Below are 14,623 nucleotides of genomic sequence, written 5' to 3'. Positions count from 1 at the left end.
CTCGAACGCCAGGATCTCGTCGGGCAGAAGCGAATTGAACCGCCGCACCGGATTGACGGTTGTCCCGATCTTCAGTAGATCGCCTCGCCGAATGTAGTAGACAATCGGAGGCGATCGCCGTTCACTCGACGCAACAGGCAACGCCTCCGCGGACCTGCAGTGGCGCTGCTCGCCCAGCTTGACGGCGATGGCCACACTGTCTTCCGTCAGTTCAATTCCGGAGGCCTTCATCTCCTGGAGTACCTCCGCCACTGCGGCGAAGGCGGGACTGCCGGTATCAATCAAGGCCAGGGCCGGGGCGATGCTGCGCCGAACTCCGCAGCGTTCATCGAGGATCGGTCCCGGAGTGAATGGCTTACGCTGTACCACGTCAAACCTGCTTTCTCAGGTTCGGCCACGCCCGGGGGTGTTACCAGCATCCGCCGGGTCTTTAACTTGATTATCCCATCGACGGTGGAACGCTGACGTGTACTTACGCGGCTGGCTGGCAGTTGGTCGCCTCGTAGAGGCGAACCCAGTCATCGCGACCCCAGCGTGTGCCGCACATCAGGCACAGGACGCTGGTGCGGTTGATGTCCATGCGAATCTGAGCGCCGCACTCGGTGCCGTCGTCGTACTGCGCCAGGCAGGTTACTGGGATGAGGCGGGGTCGGTATCCGGTGACGGTCTGCTGCGCCTGATTGTGAAGGCTGCTGATGGTGTCGAGGTCGTAGGCGATCTCCTCGTAGTCACCGCAGGCCCAGCGCATGTTGTTGGCAAGGAACTTGACGGTGCCCGCCAGGCTCTTCTCGTAGCCGCCACGTGAGGGCAGGTGGTCCCAGTCGAGTTGAATTCGCCAGCGTTGCTCGATTTCCATGAGGACACTGACGACTCCTCCGGGCCCGCGAAGGTTGAGGGCCTGAAGGGAGACCGGCAGGGGTGGGGTTCGAGTGGCCCCGGTGACATGGCCGGCGTTGCGGGTGACCGCGCCAGGTCGAAGGACTCTCGCCAGCTGGTCGTACAGATCGGGCATCGCCTGGAGTTGGTCGGTGGCTCGTTCTTCGCAGACGTAGCAGACGAGCCGGTGGAGTTCGTTGTGGCGTAGCAGGCGGGGACAGTGGGCGCACTGGGTGTTGGGGGCGTCGTCGGTGAGGGTGTGCATGCTGGTCCTCCCGGGGCGGCGGGGTGATCAGCCCAGTGTGGCACCGATCCGGAATCTGTCACCCCGCTGCCGGGTGGACTGAGGTGAAGGGTGCCGCAGTGGCATCCGACACCTTAGTGTCAGATGTCAATCGTCAGAGTGTCGAAGCCCGCGGGGATCGTTCCTGGGTTGTCCTCGGTCACCAGGTACACCAGCTCGTCGGGGTTGTCGTCGCTGTAAGGAATCGCGTCCAGCCACGCGGCGACGTCAGGTCGCTCCCGCAGGCCGGGAATCTCCGGGCAGTGCGGGTCGGCCAGTTCATGGCCGGGGACGCGGTCGCCGGGGGCGGCGGAGATGAGGTGGATGGTGGGCATGAGAGGGCTCCTCGTGTTGGGGTGGAAGAGCCCTCCGGGGCTGATGATGTGGACAGCGTAGTGCCGCGGTCAGGCGCTGGGTGCCCACACGGGCCGGTAGTCGGGGTGGTCGGCGTACGGCGCGGCCAAAATCTCGGCGGCCCTGTGGATTCCGCAGTCGAAATGGTGCTCCAGCGGCGTGGTCCAGCCGGTGTCTGGGTCCATCGGCTGGTTGTCCGGACGGTCACATTCACTGGTGCAGAAGGGGCCACCGGGACCTAGGAGCTGCCGCTTGGCGTCGACCTCGGCCAGCACTCGCGCCGGATCGTGGCGGGCAATGTGGTCGGCGTCGGCCATGCTTTGGGGGTCATCGCTGTCCCCGGTACCCGCCACGCAGATCGCGGCGGAACCAGGGGCGCCGGCGAACACAGCCTCCTCGAACTGGCAGGTACCCGGTTGGTGCCAGTGCTTGGTTGCGTCGTGGCGCCACGGGCCTGGCGTGGCAGCTTGCGCCAACCGTTCGTCCTCGTCGAGACGGGCTCGGAGAAACTGCAGCAGGTCGGCGGTCATTGCGTTGCCTCGCCCAGAAGGCGTGTGGCTTTTGCAAAGTCCTCGGTGCTAGGTGTGCTGCCCGCGCGCAGACCTTGAGCGGTGCAGAGGATCTCGTCTGCGCGTTCGCGCGGGACCCCAACGACCTGGGCACTGATGTGGTAGCGCTTCAGAGCGAGCGCCCCGGAAACAGCCCCGGCCATGCCGGGCACGGCGCTGAGGGCAGCATCGACGCGCAGGCTCAGGCTGGCAGCGCGGAGCTCGTCCGTCCCAGGGGAGGCCATGTCTCGAACGCTGTCCTTCAGCTTGTACTCGCCGATCTTCACCCGCACCAGGTGGCCGTCGGTGCAGAGCGCCTGGAGGTCCCGGCGAACGAACTTGGCGTCCGGCCGGGGATCGTAGAGTTCCCAGGCGCGCTGGCGGGTCCAGACGCCGCCGACGCGCCAGATGGTGGCGAGAAGGTGCTGCCGGCGTTCCGCGGCTGGGGCAGCGGCATCGATAGCGATGTTGTTCACGGTCTCATTCTTCCGTGCGGGTGCCCGCCCCGGCGAATACGGGGCGGGCACCTACGGCTACTTCATCCAGGGCCAGTCCGCGTTCCGGCCCGCATCCAGCAGCGGGATCAGGGCGAACGCCGAGTCCGTCAGGCCGCCCAGCGTGTGACGGTTCCCCGAGCCCGACGGCATCGCTCCGGCCTTGTAGCCGGCCATGTTCCACATGTAGACGGGCACGCGTCGCGGGACCAGGTCGTCGATGGCGGTCTCACGAGCACCGCCGTGGCCGGACATGTTTGACGGCAGATAGCCGGGCCGGGTCTGCTCGTCGGTGATGATGATCACCCGGCTGTGGTCGCGGTAATGCTTGGCGACCGCAGACGGGATGTCCGTACCACCGTCCTGCCCGAACGCCTCCATCAGCCGCAGCACACTTCCGCCCCGTGAGACCGGGATCTCCCGGCTCTGCCCGCCGAATTCGACCAACGTCGGCTCGGCGGCGCGCAGCGCGAGTGCGGACCCGAACAGGGCGGCCTGCTCAGCCAGGGTGATGTCCGACTTGTTCGGGGTGGAGTAGCCGTAGCCGGGGAACATCGACGGCGACCTGTCGACCAGGATCAGCGTCCGACCGGGCAGGGCCGGGACGTTGGCCAGCGACGCGGACAGCGCCTTCTCCAGCGCGTTCCCCCACCGCAGGGACGTCACGTGCTTGTACGCGGCCCAGAACCGGAACGGGAACTGGCGCGACTGGGCGACCTCCATCGGATCCGCAAGACGGGCGGCGACACGCTCGGCGGCTTCATCGGAGACTCCGGCCTGGTCGAAATTCCGAAGGTTCCGCAGCAGCGCCATGTACCCCATGGACGGGATCACCGTCTCCCACTCGGCTGCGCCGAGCGGGCCCTGTAGCCAACCCGCCAGGGACTCCCACGTCATGCCAGCGTCCTTCAGGGCCACCTCGGCCCCAGAGGTCTTCAGGTAGGCGCGGCGCTCTTCGGCAGGGATGGTGCCGAAGAACGCGCGGGCGTGGAGTGTGTTCAGCGTCTCGGGGATGCGGTGGTCGCGGTTGTGCCGCCGGTCGAGGGCGTGCTTGAACAGGTCGCCCTGCCAGGCAGCCGTGGGACTGGGATGGGTGAGTTCGAGGACGTCGCCGAACCGGAATCCCTTCGAGGGGCTGTCGTACTTGAGGAGGGCCCGCTCGGTGTACAGCTGCCCGACGGCGTCCTCGATGCCTCGCTTCACGGGCTTCGGGATGTTGCGGCCGAACCGGATGGTCCAGTAGGCGAGGAGCTCGCCGGGCTCGTCGGCCCGCTGCAGCACGGATGCGATGACGGCCCGGTTGGTGGAGGTGCTGTAGGAGAGGGCGTCGCCTTCCCAACGGCCGGCCTTGTCCTGGGTCTCGTGCTGGCGGGGCACGCGGCCGCCGGCTGCGGCGAGCCGGGCGTGGACGTACTCGGCAGCTCCGACGAGGGACGCGGTGCGCAGGTTGGCTTCGGTGCGGAGCCAGCGCAGAAGGCTCGCGGTCCAGTCAGGATCTTCGACGGCGAGCTTGCGGACGAGGCTGCGGTAGCGGTCGTCACGCTCACCGGCCTTCTCGTAGAAGGTGTCGATGCCGACGGTGTTGGCGACGGCGAGGAGGAAGAGCTCGCTGCGGTCGTCACGGAGGTGACCGGTGGCGCCTTCGGTCGTGTGGGCCGTCGTGCCGGTGGTGGTCACGGGCGATGCTGCCGCGGGCCGGGTGTTGCGGGTGTTGAACCTGGACATGAAAAAACCCCTCACTGTGGAGGGGAGGCTTCAGCATCGGGGTGCCCGAGGTCGAGGGCGGATACGGCGACAAGGCGTCCTGGGCCGCTAGACGACACCAGCCTCGCGGCTGGCGACGGGATTCGAACCCGCGTCTCCCTCTTGAGAGGAGAAGTAGCCGTGTCCTGCGCACCGGGCATCCCGGATGCTGTGCCTCCCGAGATCAATGCGGACGGCGGCGTGATTCGTTCCAAGAAGTAGCCGCGGTCCTGCGCACCGGGAGGTGCATAAAGTTGTTGCGTTGATCGTACCCCGAAAGGCTGACTTGTCATCCTATTTGGAGGTCGCGTCGGATGGAGTGTCAGGCCTCGTGCGTCGGCGGCAGCGAGAACCGCCTGACGGGCCCGACCTTCTCCGCCAGGATGCCGTGCTGCCCCCACACCTCCAGGGCGCGCCGGGCAGTGTCCGGGCTGCTGAACGGGCCGTTCTCGACGAGGTCGGCCTTGGTGGCGTAGCCCTGGTCCTCGCACAGCTGCAGGAACACCTTGTACAGGCCGGGGAAGTCGTCGCGGCCGAGTGCCTGCCCGTCCGGGTAGGCGATGGACAGCTGCTCCGTACGAGCCGCGGTCCGGCTCTGCGGGGCGAACCGGCCGACCGGCTCCCTGACCGGCGCATTGGCGTGCAGGTGTGCCACGTCGGCGGCAATGTCCTCGTCGGAAACGTACTCGGACCGGCACCGCGGCGGGTTGGTCAGCGGCATCTCTGGGCAGCCGAGGTAGAACTCGCCCGGCCGCTGCAGCCTCTCCGGTGCGAAACCGTTGCCCTTGCAGCCCTGGCCGAAGATGAACGCAGAGTGCCCGGCCTCGCCGACGCGGGTGCTGATCCGGTTGCCGTAGTTGCCGCGGGCGTCCGTATTGCCGCCGAAGACCTTCGCTGACGGCTGCTGGGTTGCCGAGACGAACATGATGCCGTTGTTCCGTGCGATGGCCAGCAGGGACTCGTACGTCGTCGCGACGTCCTGCTCGGCCGGCCCCATGTCGGGGTCGAACTTCCGCAGTTCGGCTTCTTGCTTGCGGAGCACCTCGTCCTGGCGGATCAGCTCGGCCAGCTCGTCCGTGATGACGAACCATGCGGGGCCGTGTACTCCCGGGATCCACTTCCGAACCGCGGGTCCGCCAGCAGCAAGGGACTGCTTCGACAGCTCTTCCAGGCGGGCGCCGCGGCGGTCACACTCGGCGCGGATGAACTGCAGCAGATCGCGGGCTTCTTCGGGGGTGCGGGCGAGCTTTTGCATCTTGGGTTCCCAGGGGCCGAGTTCGACCGCGCCGGGCTTCATGTCGATGCCGAAGAGCTCGACGTGCTGCTTCCTGAAGAGCTTCTTGATGATCAGGTTGATGATCCCGGACTTTCCCCAATCCGAGGCGCCGGCGACGAGCGTGTGCCGGTACATCAGGGTGAGGTAGACCGGGCGGCCGTACTCGTCCCAGCCGATCCGAATTGGCTTGGCTACATCGTCGGAGTCGTCATCGGCGTAGGGGATCACATCGTTGTGGAACGGCCCGGCGGAAGTACGGAGGTCGGGCTGCTGCACGGTGGCCTCCTCCTCTTCGAGGCCGATGCTGGTGCTGGAGGGTACGAGCCGCCCGTTCTCGGTGGATAGGTCACTGCCGGTGCTGGACGCGGCGGCCTTAAGCGCGGTCTGGCCCTTGTCCATCTGGACCTGCACGTCGATGCTGGCGGTCGCGTTCGCAGTGGCGGTCGCCTTCGACGGCAGCTGCTTGTGGTCCTTGCGGTACTTGATGAGCCACGGCACGTAGACGGCGTAGGCGGCGCCGGTGGTGACGGCGGTCGCGGTGAGGGAGATACCGCCGGGGCCGGCGCCGACCGCGGTGGCGACGTCGGCGAACGTCAAGGCGCCGGAGCAGCCAGCGCGGATCAGCAGGTCGTTCTTCCGCTCGATCCCCAGGAACGCCCCGGCCCCGGACAGGACGGCCAGGCTCGCGTAGGCGGCGGCCCCCCAGCCGCCGACCCCGGCGAGGTACTGCCACCAGCCGAGCCCCGACACGGCGCCGACGACTGCGGCGGGCGCGAGCTCCATCCGGTAGCGGACCATGTGCGCGCCGGCTCGGTTGGCGACGGCCACACACGCGGCGAAGAGGCGCTTGGAGATCGCCAACTTGGCCTGGACGGGCAGGCGAAGGGGCATCTGAACCGGCGGGACGGCCGGCGACGACGAAGCCACGAGGTCCTCGACAAGGCGCGTTTCCGCAGGTCGCGTCTCCAGGACGGTCGTCGTCGTCGGCATCGTCGTCGCGGTCGTCGCCTGCTCGACCGACTGCGCGCGCTGGGGGCGGGGCAGGAACGGGAGCACGTTGTCGGCCCCGGCGGGCGTGAATTGCTGGGCCACGGGGGCCTCCTTCGGATCGATACGGCGGGGAAGTTGAGGTGGTGGGCTGAGGGCAGGTGGCGCGCGCCCAGCGAAGCTGGACGCCGCCATCAGACCGTCAGGCCGAGCGCGGCACGGCGGGCCTACAGGTAGCCGCCGGTGCCCTGCTGCGGGGCGCCGGACGATGCGCGGGACAACACGGTGCGTACATACGACGCATCAGTGGTGATGCCGTGCGGCGCGAGCGCATCAGCGATCTGCTGCGCCGTCGCATCGGGCAGCGCATCACGCATCGTCCGAACCGCGGCGGCCTTCGACAGCGCCGTGAAGTCGACGTCATGCGGCGCCTCAGGCGCCTCATCGAGTGATGCGGCCGACGCGGCGGCCTGCGGCACAGTAATGATGCGAGGAGGCGCATCACTGCGCTGACGTGCGGCTTCACTAGGCGCATCATGCGCCGCACCGGACCGGCCGGGCCTCGGTGAAGCGGCGATGGCCTGTGGCTGCTGCAGCGTGATGACGATCTGCTGCGCCTCGTTGCCACGTGATGCGGTGATGCCCTGATGCGGTTCGGTGATGCGCTCGATGTGATGCGCATCGTCGGACGATGCGGCCGCATCAGCCTGCTTGTCGATGACGCTGAGGCGCGCCCCGACGGTGCGGCGCATCACCTTGTGTGACCGCCCGGGGAAGAGGATCCAGGCGAGGCCGGGGATCACGGGCAGAGCCGTGGGGACGCGGCCCTGGCGACGGAGTGCCTCGCGGTGCTCGTAGCGGTGCCACATCTCGAAGGACAGCTCGGCGATGACGGGCGCGGCGGCGAGGATGACGCCGCCGACGAGCCCCCACTTCTCCAGCCGGGCGTGGGTCCAGTTGACCCAGGAGCTGGTGGCGACCATGGCGAGCATGGCGAGCCGGGGGGCGAGGCCACTGTCGGGGCTGGCGGCGTACTTCTGGGACAGCAGCGCGAAGAACAGGGCGGCGATGTCGAACATGCCGGCGCCGAAGAACGCGACTTCCTTGGGAGCCTGGAACCTGCTGGTGAGGAGGGTGTAGATGGACCAGGTGCCGACGGTCAGTGCTGCGCCCATGACGAGGAAGAGGGCGCCGCGGATGAGCTTGTCGGTCCCGTTGGTGTTCTCGTGCATGGGGTCGGGGCCTTCCTAGCGGGTGGTGGGCGGCTGGTTGGGGGCGATGGCGTGGGCGGTGCTGGTGAGGGCCCACAGGACTGCGGTGGTGGCGGCACGGAGGCCGTGGGCTGCGCCGAGGAGGAGGGCGGCGGCGGTGACGCGGAGTTGGTTGTGGTGGCCGGCGAGGAGGTGGGGAAGGTTGAGGCGGAGCAGTGCGGCGGCGAGTGCGAGGACCGCGTACTGGGTGAGGACGGCGGCGAGGAGGGTGGTGACCGCCGCCCCGGGGGTCTGGGTGGCGGCCAGGCCGGCAAGGGCGAGGCTGGTGGTGGTGAGGGCTTGCTGTTCGGCTGGGGCGGCGGTGCGGGCCATGGCGGCCTCCGTCGGATGGCGGGTTACTTCGTCCAGCGGTAGGCGGTGGACGAGATGAGAGCGGCGAGGAACGCGATCGCGGCGAGGTGGGCGGCGCGGAGGGCCTTGTCGTGCCGGTGCGGGTTGAGGAGGAACCGCAGGTAGTGGGGCATTTTCAGCTCCAGGGGCTAGAGGTTGATCTCGCCGATGTTGAGGACCCCGACGTTGCCGTCGATGACGGTGTCAACGGGGCCGTTGAACACCATGCGAACGCCGGGACGCTGCCCCTTGCGGCAGGTGGCGGCGTGCTCCTGGGCCTCGCGGTGGATGAGGTGCTCGGGGCCGCTGGTGCGCTGGGAGTCGTCCCAGCGCTCCTTGTGGCAGCCGGTGCAGTAGGCCGTGAACTCCGTGCCGCGCCGCCGGATCTCAACGGTGTGACCGCCGGCGGTCGGGTAGTGGGTGAGTACGTCGTTGGACATGCAGGGCTCCCTACTTCGTGGTGATGACGAGGTCGACCACGGTCCCGGGCACGCGATGCAGGGCAGCGAGGCCGGTGGCGAGCGAGCCGAGGGTGTGCGGGGAGGTGACCGTGTTGGTGCTGGTGTTGTTTCCCCGGTCGGTGTGGAGGGTCATCAGGTAGCGGCCGAGCGGGACGGGGGTGTTGGCTCCGTGGTGGAGCAGGGACATGGTGGACATGACGGCGGGGCCTCTCAGGTGCGGGCTGCGACGGCGCGCAACAGGGTGTGAACGTCGTGCTGGGTAGTGCCGGGACTGGTGGTTAAGGAGGCCTCAGGAGAGTCCCCGGCGGAGGGTGTCGCAGTCCTGGCAGTGGTACTCGGTGAACCAGGGCCGCATCAGCTCCACCTCGGCCCGGATGTCAGTGCTGCCGCAGAGGCAGGTAGTGAAGTCCTCGTGCTCGTCGTCGAGGGCGTCGATGTCGTGGTCCATGGACAACTCCGTCAGCCTCGGTCTGCGGCGGTGCGCAGCAGATGGTGGACGCCGAGGTCGTAGGGGTCATGGGCGTGCAGGTGGGTGCCCTTGATAGTGGTGGAGACGTACTGTCCACATCGGGCGCAGTCGCCGCTGATGTAGGCGTCGACCAGACCTTTTCGCTGGTCCCGAGGCTTGCTGGCCATGTGATAGACGGTGGCCACGTTGTAGAAGCCAATGGAGCCGCAGGGGCACCGCAGGGCATGAGGCAAGGACAGCCTCCTCGTCGGGGTCAAGCGCGCTGTGCGGCGCTTTGGAGAAGTCGGTGGACGTCGTCCTGAGTAGTGCTGTGCAGGTCGTTCCAGGTGTCGACCAGCAGCGAGTGGCCGAGGCGGCCGAGGGCGTTGCCGATGGCGAGGCGGGCCCGCCAGGTGGTGGAGGCGTCGCCGTAACCGGCGGCCAGGACTCGGACGTGGGCGCCTAGGACGCACACCGCGCCGGTCTCATCCCAGAGTTGGCCCTGGGTCCAGCCATGGGCCGTGATGTAGCGGTCCATCAGCTGCAGGTGCTGGCGGACGGTGACGCGGATGACGGGGCGCCGACGAAGAAGCCGGCCGGTGAGAGTCTGGGTGGGGGCCGGCGCGGTGTGCCACCAGGGCTCGACGGCGCCGGCGTTGGGTTTGGCCGGGACGGTGTGGGCCTCGGCGATAGCGGCGCGAAGTCGGGCCCGCCAGGCAGGCTCAGGGGCGATCGCGGCGAGGTAAGCCTCGATCTCACGGACCAGAAGGGGGCCGTACAGGTCCGGGTCGATTTCGAGTGTCGCGGCGGCGGCCATGTACGGCCTCCCTTCCTGATCAACGAGTGCATGAGGGTTTGGTGGGCGGCCGCCTGCTGGGACTAGCTGCGCGAGGTGTAGCTGCGCGGCCCATGGGCGGACCAGAGAACAGGGGCCCAGAACTCGGTGGCCCCGCCGGTCAGGCTGTTCGCCCAGTCCCTGGCGGCACTGGCGTCGGCGTCCGGGTCCGAGGCGAACATGCCGTCGTGGTAGCCGAGGTTCTGTCCGTCGGCGGTGGCGAGGAGCCAACCCCACCGGCGATCCGGCCCGATGCTGCCGGAGGTGAGGGTGTACTGCATGGTCAGATGGCCCGGCAGTCCTTGGCGTGGGCGTCAGCAGTCTGCTTGGCCTTCTGCTCCGTTTCGGCTGTCAGCGGCTTCTCCGTCCGGCAGCCGGGGCAGGTCCACGTGTAGATCGGGTAGTCGCCGGGGAAGTCCCGCTCGCTTTCGATGGCGATGATGTGGCCGCCGGTGGTGCGGTACTTCGCGATGATCTTCGTCTGCATGAGTGGTAGTCCTACTTCTCGCGGGTGGTGTTCTGACGTCTCGGCCATGCGAGGAGTGCGACGTCTGCGTGGTGTTGCACCCCTCGCGGTAGGCGGTCTGTCAGGCGGGCAGGAGCGCGCGCAGGTGGCTGATCTCGGCGCCGACGGCGCGGATCTGGTCGGCCAGGCGCCGGCGCTTGGCCGGGTCGTCGACCGTGTCCACGAAGTCTCGGGCCAGGCGGGCGGACTCCATCTCGGCGGCGGCCAGCTGCTGCTCGATGGCGTTCATGCGATCCTCCGGGAGGTGGTCAGGCCGCGAGAGCGGCGACGGTGGCGGGGTAGTCACGCTCCAGCCGCTGGACGAGCTGTCGGTGCTCGGGGCTGGAGAAGAACCGGTCGAGCGCCCCGGCACCCATCCCACGCTCCATCTGCGCGTCCTGCTGGGCGGCCCATCGGTCCTCGTCCTGATGCGTCCACTGCACCTTCGTGGTCAGCGGGCCGTGCTGGCGCCACAGCCCCCAGGAGGTCGCGGTGCTGCCGACGACGGTCCACTGGCCGGTCAGCGGCCCCCAGGAGGAGCGGCGGTCGAACGTGGCCGTGCCGTGGACGGGGCGGCCGATCCGGCCGGCGCGGACGTGGTCGAGGCCGAGCACCGGCAGCGCCGTGTAGTAGGTGACGCCGGCCTGGACGGCGCGCGCCCACTCGTCGTGCTCGCGGCGCACCTGGCGCATCGCCCGCTCGCCCAGCATCCGGTCGTCAATGGCGGCGATCCGGCCGCTCGCGTGGCGCGCGGCGGCGCCGAACAGGTCACGCAGGCCCATAATGGTGTCTCCTGTCTACTCAGTTGGGTGGCGGGGAACCCGGGGCGGCCGACGATGCTTGCCGGCTGTGCGGCCGCCCCGGGGCGTAGCTAGGCGGGTCGGATCTCGTGGGACCAGACCGGGGCCTCGCGGCCCTGCTCGTCCGTGGCCCGGAGGAGCTTCCCGCTCGACGACACCGCGGTGACGGTGACGCACTCGCCGACCTGATGGCCGTTGGGGCTGACGGGATCCGTGACGACGACCTTGTCGCCGATCTTGTAGGACACGCGGTCTCCTCTACTCGGGCGTGATCTCGTGGGCCCACACAGTGGCCTCGACGCCCTGGTCGTCGTGGGTCTTCACGAGGCGCTGGTCGGCCGAGACCGAGATAACGGTGAGGCGGTCACCGACCTGGTGGGCGGTCGGCTGGGCGGGACGAGTCACGATGACCGTGTCGCCGGTGGTGAGCATCGTGGTCTCCTCTTCTGGGTCAGATCCGGGTCAACTGGACGCCGAAGCCATAGCCAGGCCGGCGCAAGTGCTGAGGCAGGCCGTCGATCAACGTGCGGCAGATCTGGTCGTGGCTGCGGTGGCCGTCGATCACGGTCTCGCCGTCGACGGTCTCAACCACGCGGCCTCGGTCGGTCACGGTGATGGTGAAGGCGAATCGCACGGAGTCTCCGGGGGTCTCAGGCAAACAGCCGCTGGAACAAGTGGCCCTCGCCCTGCCGGTGCTTGACCGAGCTGTACTGCTCGATCTCCCTGGTCAGCTGCGCGTTGCGCTTCCAGGTGCGGTGGCCGTCCTCGACGTTGGTGACGAGAATCCGAGCAGCGTCGGGGTCCTGCTGGATGAGGTACTGCCGGTTCGCTTCCATGCGGCGGGCATCATCGACCTCGAACGGTTCGAGATGCATCCGGCCGATGAACCGGTCGAACATCAGACGGCCTGGACGCGGTACACGTCGACCTGGCCGGCCGGGAGGTGCAGGTACTGCTCGGCGAACGCCCGGACCTCCCCGTCGGTGACGTTCCCGTAGGTGTGCACCGGCTTGTACAGCGGGTCCCGGCCGTCGGGGTGGCGCAGGATCAGGCGGGCGGGCTCACCCAGGATCTTGTCGATGGCAGTCATCGCGTGTTCCCTTCGCTGTTGATGGAAGTACAGGGCTCGGTCACCCTCGGGTGTCCTCGATGTGCTGGTCGACAAACGCCGCCGCGGCCTCCCACACGGCGCGGTCGTTCGAGTAATCCGTCAACACCGGCGCCGTCGACAGACCACAGCTGCACGTCACCCAGCTGTCACCCGTCACCTTGTCCGGCCGACTGCGGTGCCGCGAAGCAGCGATGTGGCTGCTCCCGTACGCCCGAAACACGGTGGTGACCGAGTCACGGTCCGACAGATCCGCCGGCCAGTTCTTCGGCTCCACGTCGTGGCGCAGATACACCTGGTGCTCCTTTCAGGCGGCGGCCGGGTAATACCGGCCGGCGCCAAGTCGGTAGAGAAGTTCGGTCGCATGGGCATCGACCAGGTCCTCGTTCGCATCGAGGACCGCGTTCACCGCGGCATCGCGCTCGACCGCGGTCGCATCCGGACGAAGCCGGCCCAGCGCAACCTCCACGCTCACGATCCCGTCGAAGCGCTCCTGCATCGTGGCCATCAGGCCCCTCCCTTACTGGTGTTGGCGTTCTCGGCATCATGAAGGCCGGCGATCGCGGCGCGAACCTCGGCATCCAGAACACGCCGGATGTGTGGCGGCCGATCGAAGCCGTCCGCGTAGGCGATGTAAGCCCGCTCCAGCCGCTCCCTCGCAGCCACAACCTCGGCGCTGACAGAGTCAGCAGCCATCAGACGGCCCGCCAATCAGACGCGATCTCCCAAGTAGCGGCAAAGCCGTTGGCCTCGGCAGTGGCAATCCGCCGGTCACGTTCGGCCTCGCTGTAGGCGCTGTAGCCCGTCGCGGCCGGAGAAACACCGTGGCTGGCGAGGGTCCTGCCGATCGGGTCGAGGTACGGACTGCCGTCAGGGTTGAACACCCGAACGATGTAGACGATCGCGTCAGGCGCGGCCATCAGCCGGCGTCCGTCGGGACAGCCAGCGGAGTGTCCCGGTTCGCCCGGTAGAGGGCAGCCAGCTCACTGCCGTCCGTGGTCCGGGTGTTGAACCGGTCCGTGACCTCCTTGAGGATCACCTGGCAGGTCGCGTCGTCACCAGCGCGGCGAGCGGCGCGGTAAGCGTCCGCAGTCTCGTGAGGCTTCACTTCGACGGCGGATTCTGCGGCGGCGGGACGGGGTTCGGACGGTGACCGTAACCACCATTCACGGTGTGATCACCACCGTTGGCGAACGCACTGAGCACAGGAACCTCCTTGACGTGACGCTGACCGATGAACGGCGCGCCAAAGGCGGGGGTGGGGCGGGAGGGTTGCGGACCAGGCTCGACAGGATCGAGACCGGACCACAGGTGGTGGTTGAGGCCGGCCATCAGGCGGCGTCGACCATGTCGTGGATCGCCTGGAGCTTGGCGGCTACGACAGCTGCCGGGATGCGGATAGCCCCGCCACGGCCAGCCTTGCCTCGCGACCACTGCTTGCCATGGCGGATCGATTCGAGCTCTCCGTCCTGCACCCAGCGGTAGATCGTCGGGACGCTGACCCGGAGCGCTCTCGCGACCTCCTTCACGGTCAGGACCGGCGGACTCTCGGGCAGCATGCTGAAGCCCTCCTTCCGAGGGGTTCTCGTTGGCTGATGAGTCCAACTGTATAGCTGTTCTTGAAAGGCTGCAAGGTTCTCGCGTGGTTTTCGGCTACCGCTTGGGCAACCTGGTGGCTTAACTTGATATGCAGCAAGGTGTTCGAAAGTGCAGGCGAGGGGAGGTGCGGTGGCCATGGCAAGCGACAAGGTCGACGCTTCGGAGGCTTACCTGAAGCCGCCGGATGCAGGCTCGGCCGACCCCTGGACGACGCAAGCCAGCGCAGCCGGGGGAGTCGGCAGTCAGCGATTGATCTCCGCCGGCGTCGTTCCAGCGCCAACGCGAGTCGCTAGCGCCCTGGGGCTCGCAGCTGGACAGTCGGTCGTTTCTCGAAAGCGACTCGTTCTGCTGAACGGCAGGGCGGTTGAGGTGGTGGCCTCGTACTTTCCTGTTCAGATCGCAGGAGGAACTGCCCTCGCCGAACCCCGCCGAATCAGAGGCGGGGCCGTGGCGCTGCTGGCCGACCTCGGATTCACAGCGGCCTCTGCGCCTGAAGAAGTCAGAGCGAGGCCCGTATCCAGCGAGGAGCTAGAGCTTCTGGATGCATCAGCTGACGACTGGGTCTTTGACGTCTTCCGGGTGGTCGTCGACCAAGTCGGCGCCCCGTTCGAGGTCACGCAGATGACCATGCTTGCCCGTGAGCGAACTCTCCACTACACCGTCCAGATCGGCTGACCATGGCAGACCAAGAACCCACCACCCCCA

29 protein-coding genes and 1 pseudogene are annotated in these 14,623 nt (G+C 68.1%); 1 reads left to right on the top strand and 29 read right to left on the bottom strand.

The features are described from left to right. The 29 genes and pseudogenes from ACFVHV_RS09730 to ACFVHV_RS09590 form a co-directional block, all read right to left on the bottom strand. Positions 1-369 (bottom strand): annotated as a pseudogene (locus tag ACFVHV_RS09730) (hypothetical protein); the annotation flags it as partial. A 103-nt stretch (positions 370-472) separates the two neighbouring features. Further along, positions 473-1,141 (bottom strand): hypothetical protein, encoded by a 669-nt coding sequence (locus ACFVHV_RS09725; protein WP_380350419.1) that lies wholly within the window; start codon positions 1,139-1,141, stop codon positions 473-475. Between the two features lie 119 nt (positions 1,142-1,260). Further along, positions 1,261-1,494 (bottom strand): hypothetical protein, encoded by a 234-nt coding sequence (locus ACFVHV_RS09720; RefSeq protein ID WP_380350417.1) that lies wholly within the window; start codon positions 1,492-1,494, stop codon positions 1,261-1,263. A gap of 69 nt (positions 1,495-1,563) precedes the next feature. Next, positions 1,564-2,043: a DUF6221 family protein gene (locus ACFVHV_RS09715; protein ID WP_380350415.1), complete on the bottom strand. Its 480-nt coding sequence runs from the start codon at positions 2,041-2,043 to the stop codon at positions 1,564-1,566. Further along, entirely contained in the window at positions 2,040-2,537 is a 498-nt protein-coding gene (locus ACFVHV_RS09710) for a hypothetical protein (protein ID WP_380350414.1), read from the bottom strand. The genes ACFVHV_RS09715 and ACFVHV_RS09710 overlap by 4 nt, the downstream gene beginning before the upstream one ends. A gap of 57 nt (positions 2,538-2,594) precedes the next feature. Next, entirely contained in the window at positions 2,595-4,280 is a 1,686-nt protein-coding gene (locus ACFVHV_RS09705) for a TROVE domain-containing protein (protein WP_380350412.1), read from the bottom strand. A 340-nt stretch (positions 4,281-4,620) separates the two neighbouring features. Continuing rightward, positions 4,621-6,756, bottom strand: coding sequence for an FtsK/SpoIIIE domain-containing protein (locus ACFVHV_RS09700; RefSeq protein WP_380350408.1), 2,136 nt, complete (start codon positions 6,754-6,756; stop codon positions 4,621-4,623). 32 nt (positions 6,757-6,788) lie between these two features. Further along, complete coding sequence (locus ACFVHV_RS09695) at positions 6,789-7,793, bottom strand: DUF2637 domain-containing protein (protein WP_380350407.1); 1,005 nt, start codon at positions 7,791-7,793, stop codon at positions 6,789-6,791. Between the two features lie 15 nt (positions 7,794-7,808). Continuing rightward, positions 7,809-8,144 (bottom strand): hypothetical protein, encoded by a 336-nt coding sequence (locus ACFVHV_RS09690; RefSeq protein WP_380350405.1) that lies wholly within the window; start codon positions 8,142-8,144, stop codon positions 7,809-7,811. Positions 8,145-8,167: 23 nt separating this feature from the next. After that, entirely contained in the window at positions 8,168-8,296 is a 129-nt protein-coding gene (locus ACFVHV_RS09685; RefSeq protein WP_380350403.1) for a hypothetical protein, read from the bottom strand. A gap of 15 nt (positions 8,297-8,311) precedes the next feature. Then, entirely contained in the window at positions 8,312-8,602 is a 291-nt protein-coding gene (locus ACFVHV_RS09680) for a hypothetical protein (RefSeq protein ID WP_380350401.1), read from the bottom strand. Between the two features lie 10 nt (positions 8,603-8,612). Continuing rightward, complete coding sequence (locus ACFVHV_RS09675) at positions 8,613-8,819, bottom strand: hypothetical protein (RefSeq protein WP_380350400.1); 207 nt, start codon at positions 8,817-8,819, stop codon at positions 8,613-8,615. A 93-nt stretch (positions 8,820-8,912) separates the two neighbouring features. Next, positions 8,913-9,071 (bottom strand): hypothetical protein, encoded by a 159-nt coding sequence (locus ACFVHV_RS09670; RefSeq protein ID WP_380350398.1) that lies wholly within the window; start codon positions 9,069-9,071, stop codon positions 8,913-8,915. Positions 9,072-9,082: 11 nt separating this feature from the next. Beyond that, positions 9,083-9,259: a hypothetical protein gene (locus ACFVHV_RS09665; protein ID WP_380350396.1), complete on the bottom strand. Its 177-nt coding sequence runs from the start codon at positions 9,257-9,259 to the stop codon at positions 9,083-9,085. 86 nt (positions 9,260-9,345) lie between these two features. After that, positions 9,346-9,888, bottom strand: a complete 543-nt coding sequence (locus tag ACFVHV_RS09660; protein ID WP_380350395.1) for a hypothetical protein — start codon at positions 9,886-9,888, stop codon at positions 9,346-9,348. A 62-nt stretch (positions 9,889-9,950) separates the two neighbouring features. Continuing rightward, on the bottom strand, positions 9,951-10,187 hold the full coding sequence (locus ACFVHV_RS09655; RefSeq protein WP_380350393.1) for a hypothetical protein: 237 nt from the start codon (positions 10,185-10,187) through the stop codon (positions 9,951-9,953). A gap of 2 nt (positions 10,188-10,189) precedes the next feature. Continuing rightward, positions 10,190-10,393, bottom strand: coding sequence for a hypothetical protein (locus tag ACFVHV_RS09650; protein WP_380350391.1), 204 nt, complete (start codon positions 10,391-10,393; stop codon positions 10,190-10,192). 100 nt (positions 10,394-10,493) lie between these two features. Continuing rightward, positions 10,494-10,661 carry a hypothetical protein gene (locus ACFVHV_RS09645; RefSeq protein ID WP_380350389.1) on the bottom strand — a complete coding sequence of 56 codons (168 nt, stop codon included), beginning with the start codon at positions 10,659-10,661 and terminating at the stop codon, positions 10,494-10,496. 19 nt (positions 10,662-10,680) lie between these two features. Next, positions 10,681-11,193: a hypothetical protein gene (locus tag ACFVHV_RS09640; RefSeq protein WP_380350387.1), complete on the bottom strand. Its 513-nt coding sequence runs from the start codon at positions 11,191-11,193 to the stop codon at positions 10,681-10,683. Positions 11,194-11,282: 89 nt separating this feature from the next. After that, complete coding sequence (locus ACFVHV_RS09635) at positions 11,283-11,459, bottom strand: hypothetical protein (RefSeq protein ID WP_380350385.1); 177 nt, start codon at positions 11,457-11,459, stop codon at positions 11,283-11,285. Positions 11,460-11,469: 10 nt separating this feature from the next. Then, positions 11,470-11,643 carry a hypothetical protein gene (locus ACFVHV_RS09630; protein ID WP_380350383.1) on the bottom strand — a complete coding sequence of 58 codons (174 nt, stop codon included), beginning with the start codon at positions 11,641-11,643 and terminating at the stop codon, positions 11,470-11,472. Between the two features lie 19 nt (positions 11,644-11,662). Continuing rightward, complete coding sequence (locus ACFVHV_RS09625; protein ID WP_380350381.1) at positions 11,663-11,845, bottom strand: hypothetical protein; 183 nt, start codon at positions 11,843-11,845, stop codon at positions 11,663-11,665. A 16-nt stretch (positions 11,846-11,861) separates the two neighbouring features. Next, positions 11,862-12,110: a hypothetical protein gene (locus ACFVHV_RS09620; protein WP_380350379.1), complete on the bottom strand. Its 249-nt coding sequence runs from the start codon at positions 12,108-12,110 to the stop codon at positions 11,862-11,864. Continuing rightward, complete coding sequence (locus ACFVHV_RS09615; RefSeq protein WP_380350377.1) at positions 12,110-12,301, bottom strand: hypothetical protein; 192 nt, start codon at positions 12,299-12,301, stop codon at positions 12,110-12,112. Before ACFVHV_RS09615 ends, ACFVHV_RS09620 begins: the two co-directional genes overlap by 1 nt. Positions 12,302-12,341: 40 nt before the next feature. Next, the gene (locus ACFVHV_RS09610; protein ID WP_380350376.1) at positions 12,342-12,614 is read right to left on the bottom strand and encodes a hypothetical protein; all 273 of its coding nucleotides are present in this window, start codon (positions 12,612-12,614) and stop codon (positions 12,342-12,344) included. A gap of 12 nt (positions 12,615-12,626) precedes the next feature. After that, positions 12,627-12,827: a hypothetical protein gene (locus ACFVHV_RS09605; protein ID WP_380350374.1), complete on the bottom strand. Its 201-nt coding sequence runs from the start codon at positions 12,825-12,827 to the stop codon at positions 12,627-12,629. Further along, on the bottom strand, positions 12,827-13,015 hold the full coding sequence (locus ACFVHV_RS09600; RefSeq protein ID WP_380350372.1) for a hypothetical protein: 189 nt from the start codon (positions 13,013-13,015) through the stop codon (positions 12,827-12,829). Before ACFVHV_RS09600 ends, ACFVHV_RS09605 begins: the two co-directional genes overlap by 1 nt. After that, positions 13,015-13,239 carry a hypothetical protein gene (locus ACFVHV_RS09595; RefSeq protein ID WP_380350370.1) on the bottom strand — a complete coding sequence of 75 codons (225 nt, stop codon included), beginning with the start codon at positions 13,237-13,239 and terminating at the stop codon, positions 13,015-13,017. The genes ACFVHV_RS09600 and ACFVHV_RS09595 overlap by 1 nt, the downstream gene beginning before the upstream one ends. 411 nt (positions 13,240-13,650) lie before the next feature. Beyond that, positions 13,651-13,878 carry a helix-turn-helix domain-containing protein gene (locus ACFVHV_RS09590; RefSeq protein ID WP_380350368.1) on the bottom strand — a complete coding sequence of 76 codons (228 nt, stop codon included), beginning with the start codon at positions 13,876-13,878 and terminating at the stop codon, positions 13,651-13,653. Between the two features lie 175 nt (positions 13,879-14,053). Here ACFVHV_RS09590 and ACFVHV_RS09585 point away from each other — a divergent pair, with 175 nt between their 5' ends. Then, complete coding sequence (locus tag ACFVHV_RS09585; protein ID WP_380350366.1) at positions 14,054-14,593, top strand: UTRA domain-containing protein; 540 nt, start codon at positions 14,054-14,056, stop codon at positions 14,591-14,593. Positions 14,594-14,623: the final 30 nt, after the last annotated feature.

Origin of the sequence: Kitasatospora sp. NPDC127116 (assembly GCF_042677365.1) — a bacterium.
GTDB classification, from domain to species: Bacteria; Actinomycetota; Actinomycetes; order Streptomycetales; family Streptomycetaceae; genus Kitasatospora; species Kitasatospora lactacystinica.
Note: the sequence above shows the minus strand (reverse complement) of the source record. Positions and strands in the feature narration are given on the sequence as shown.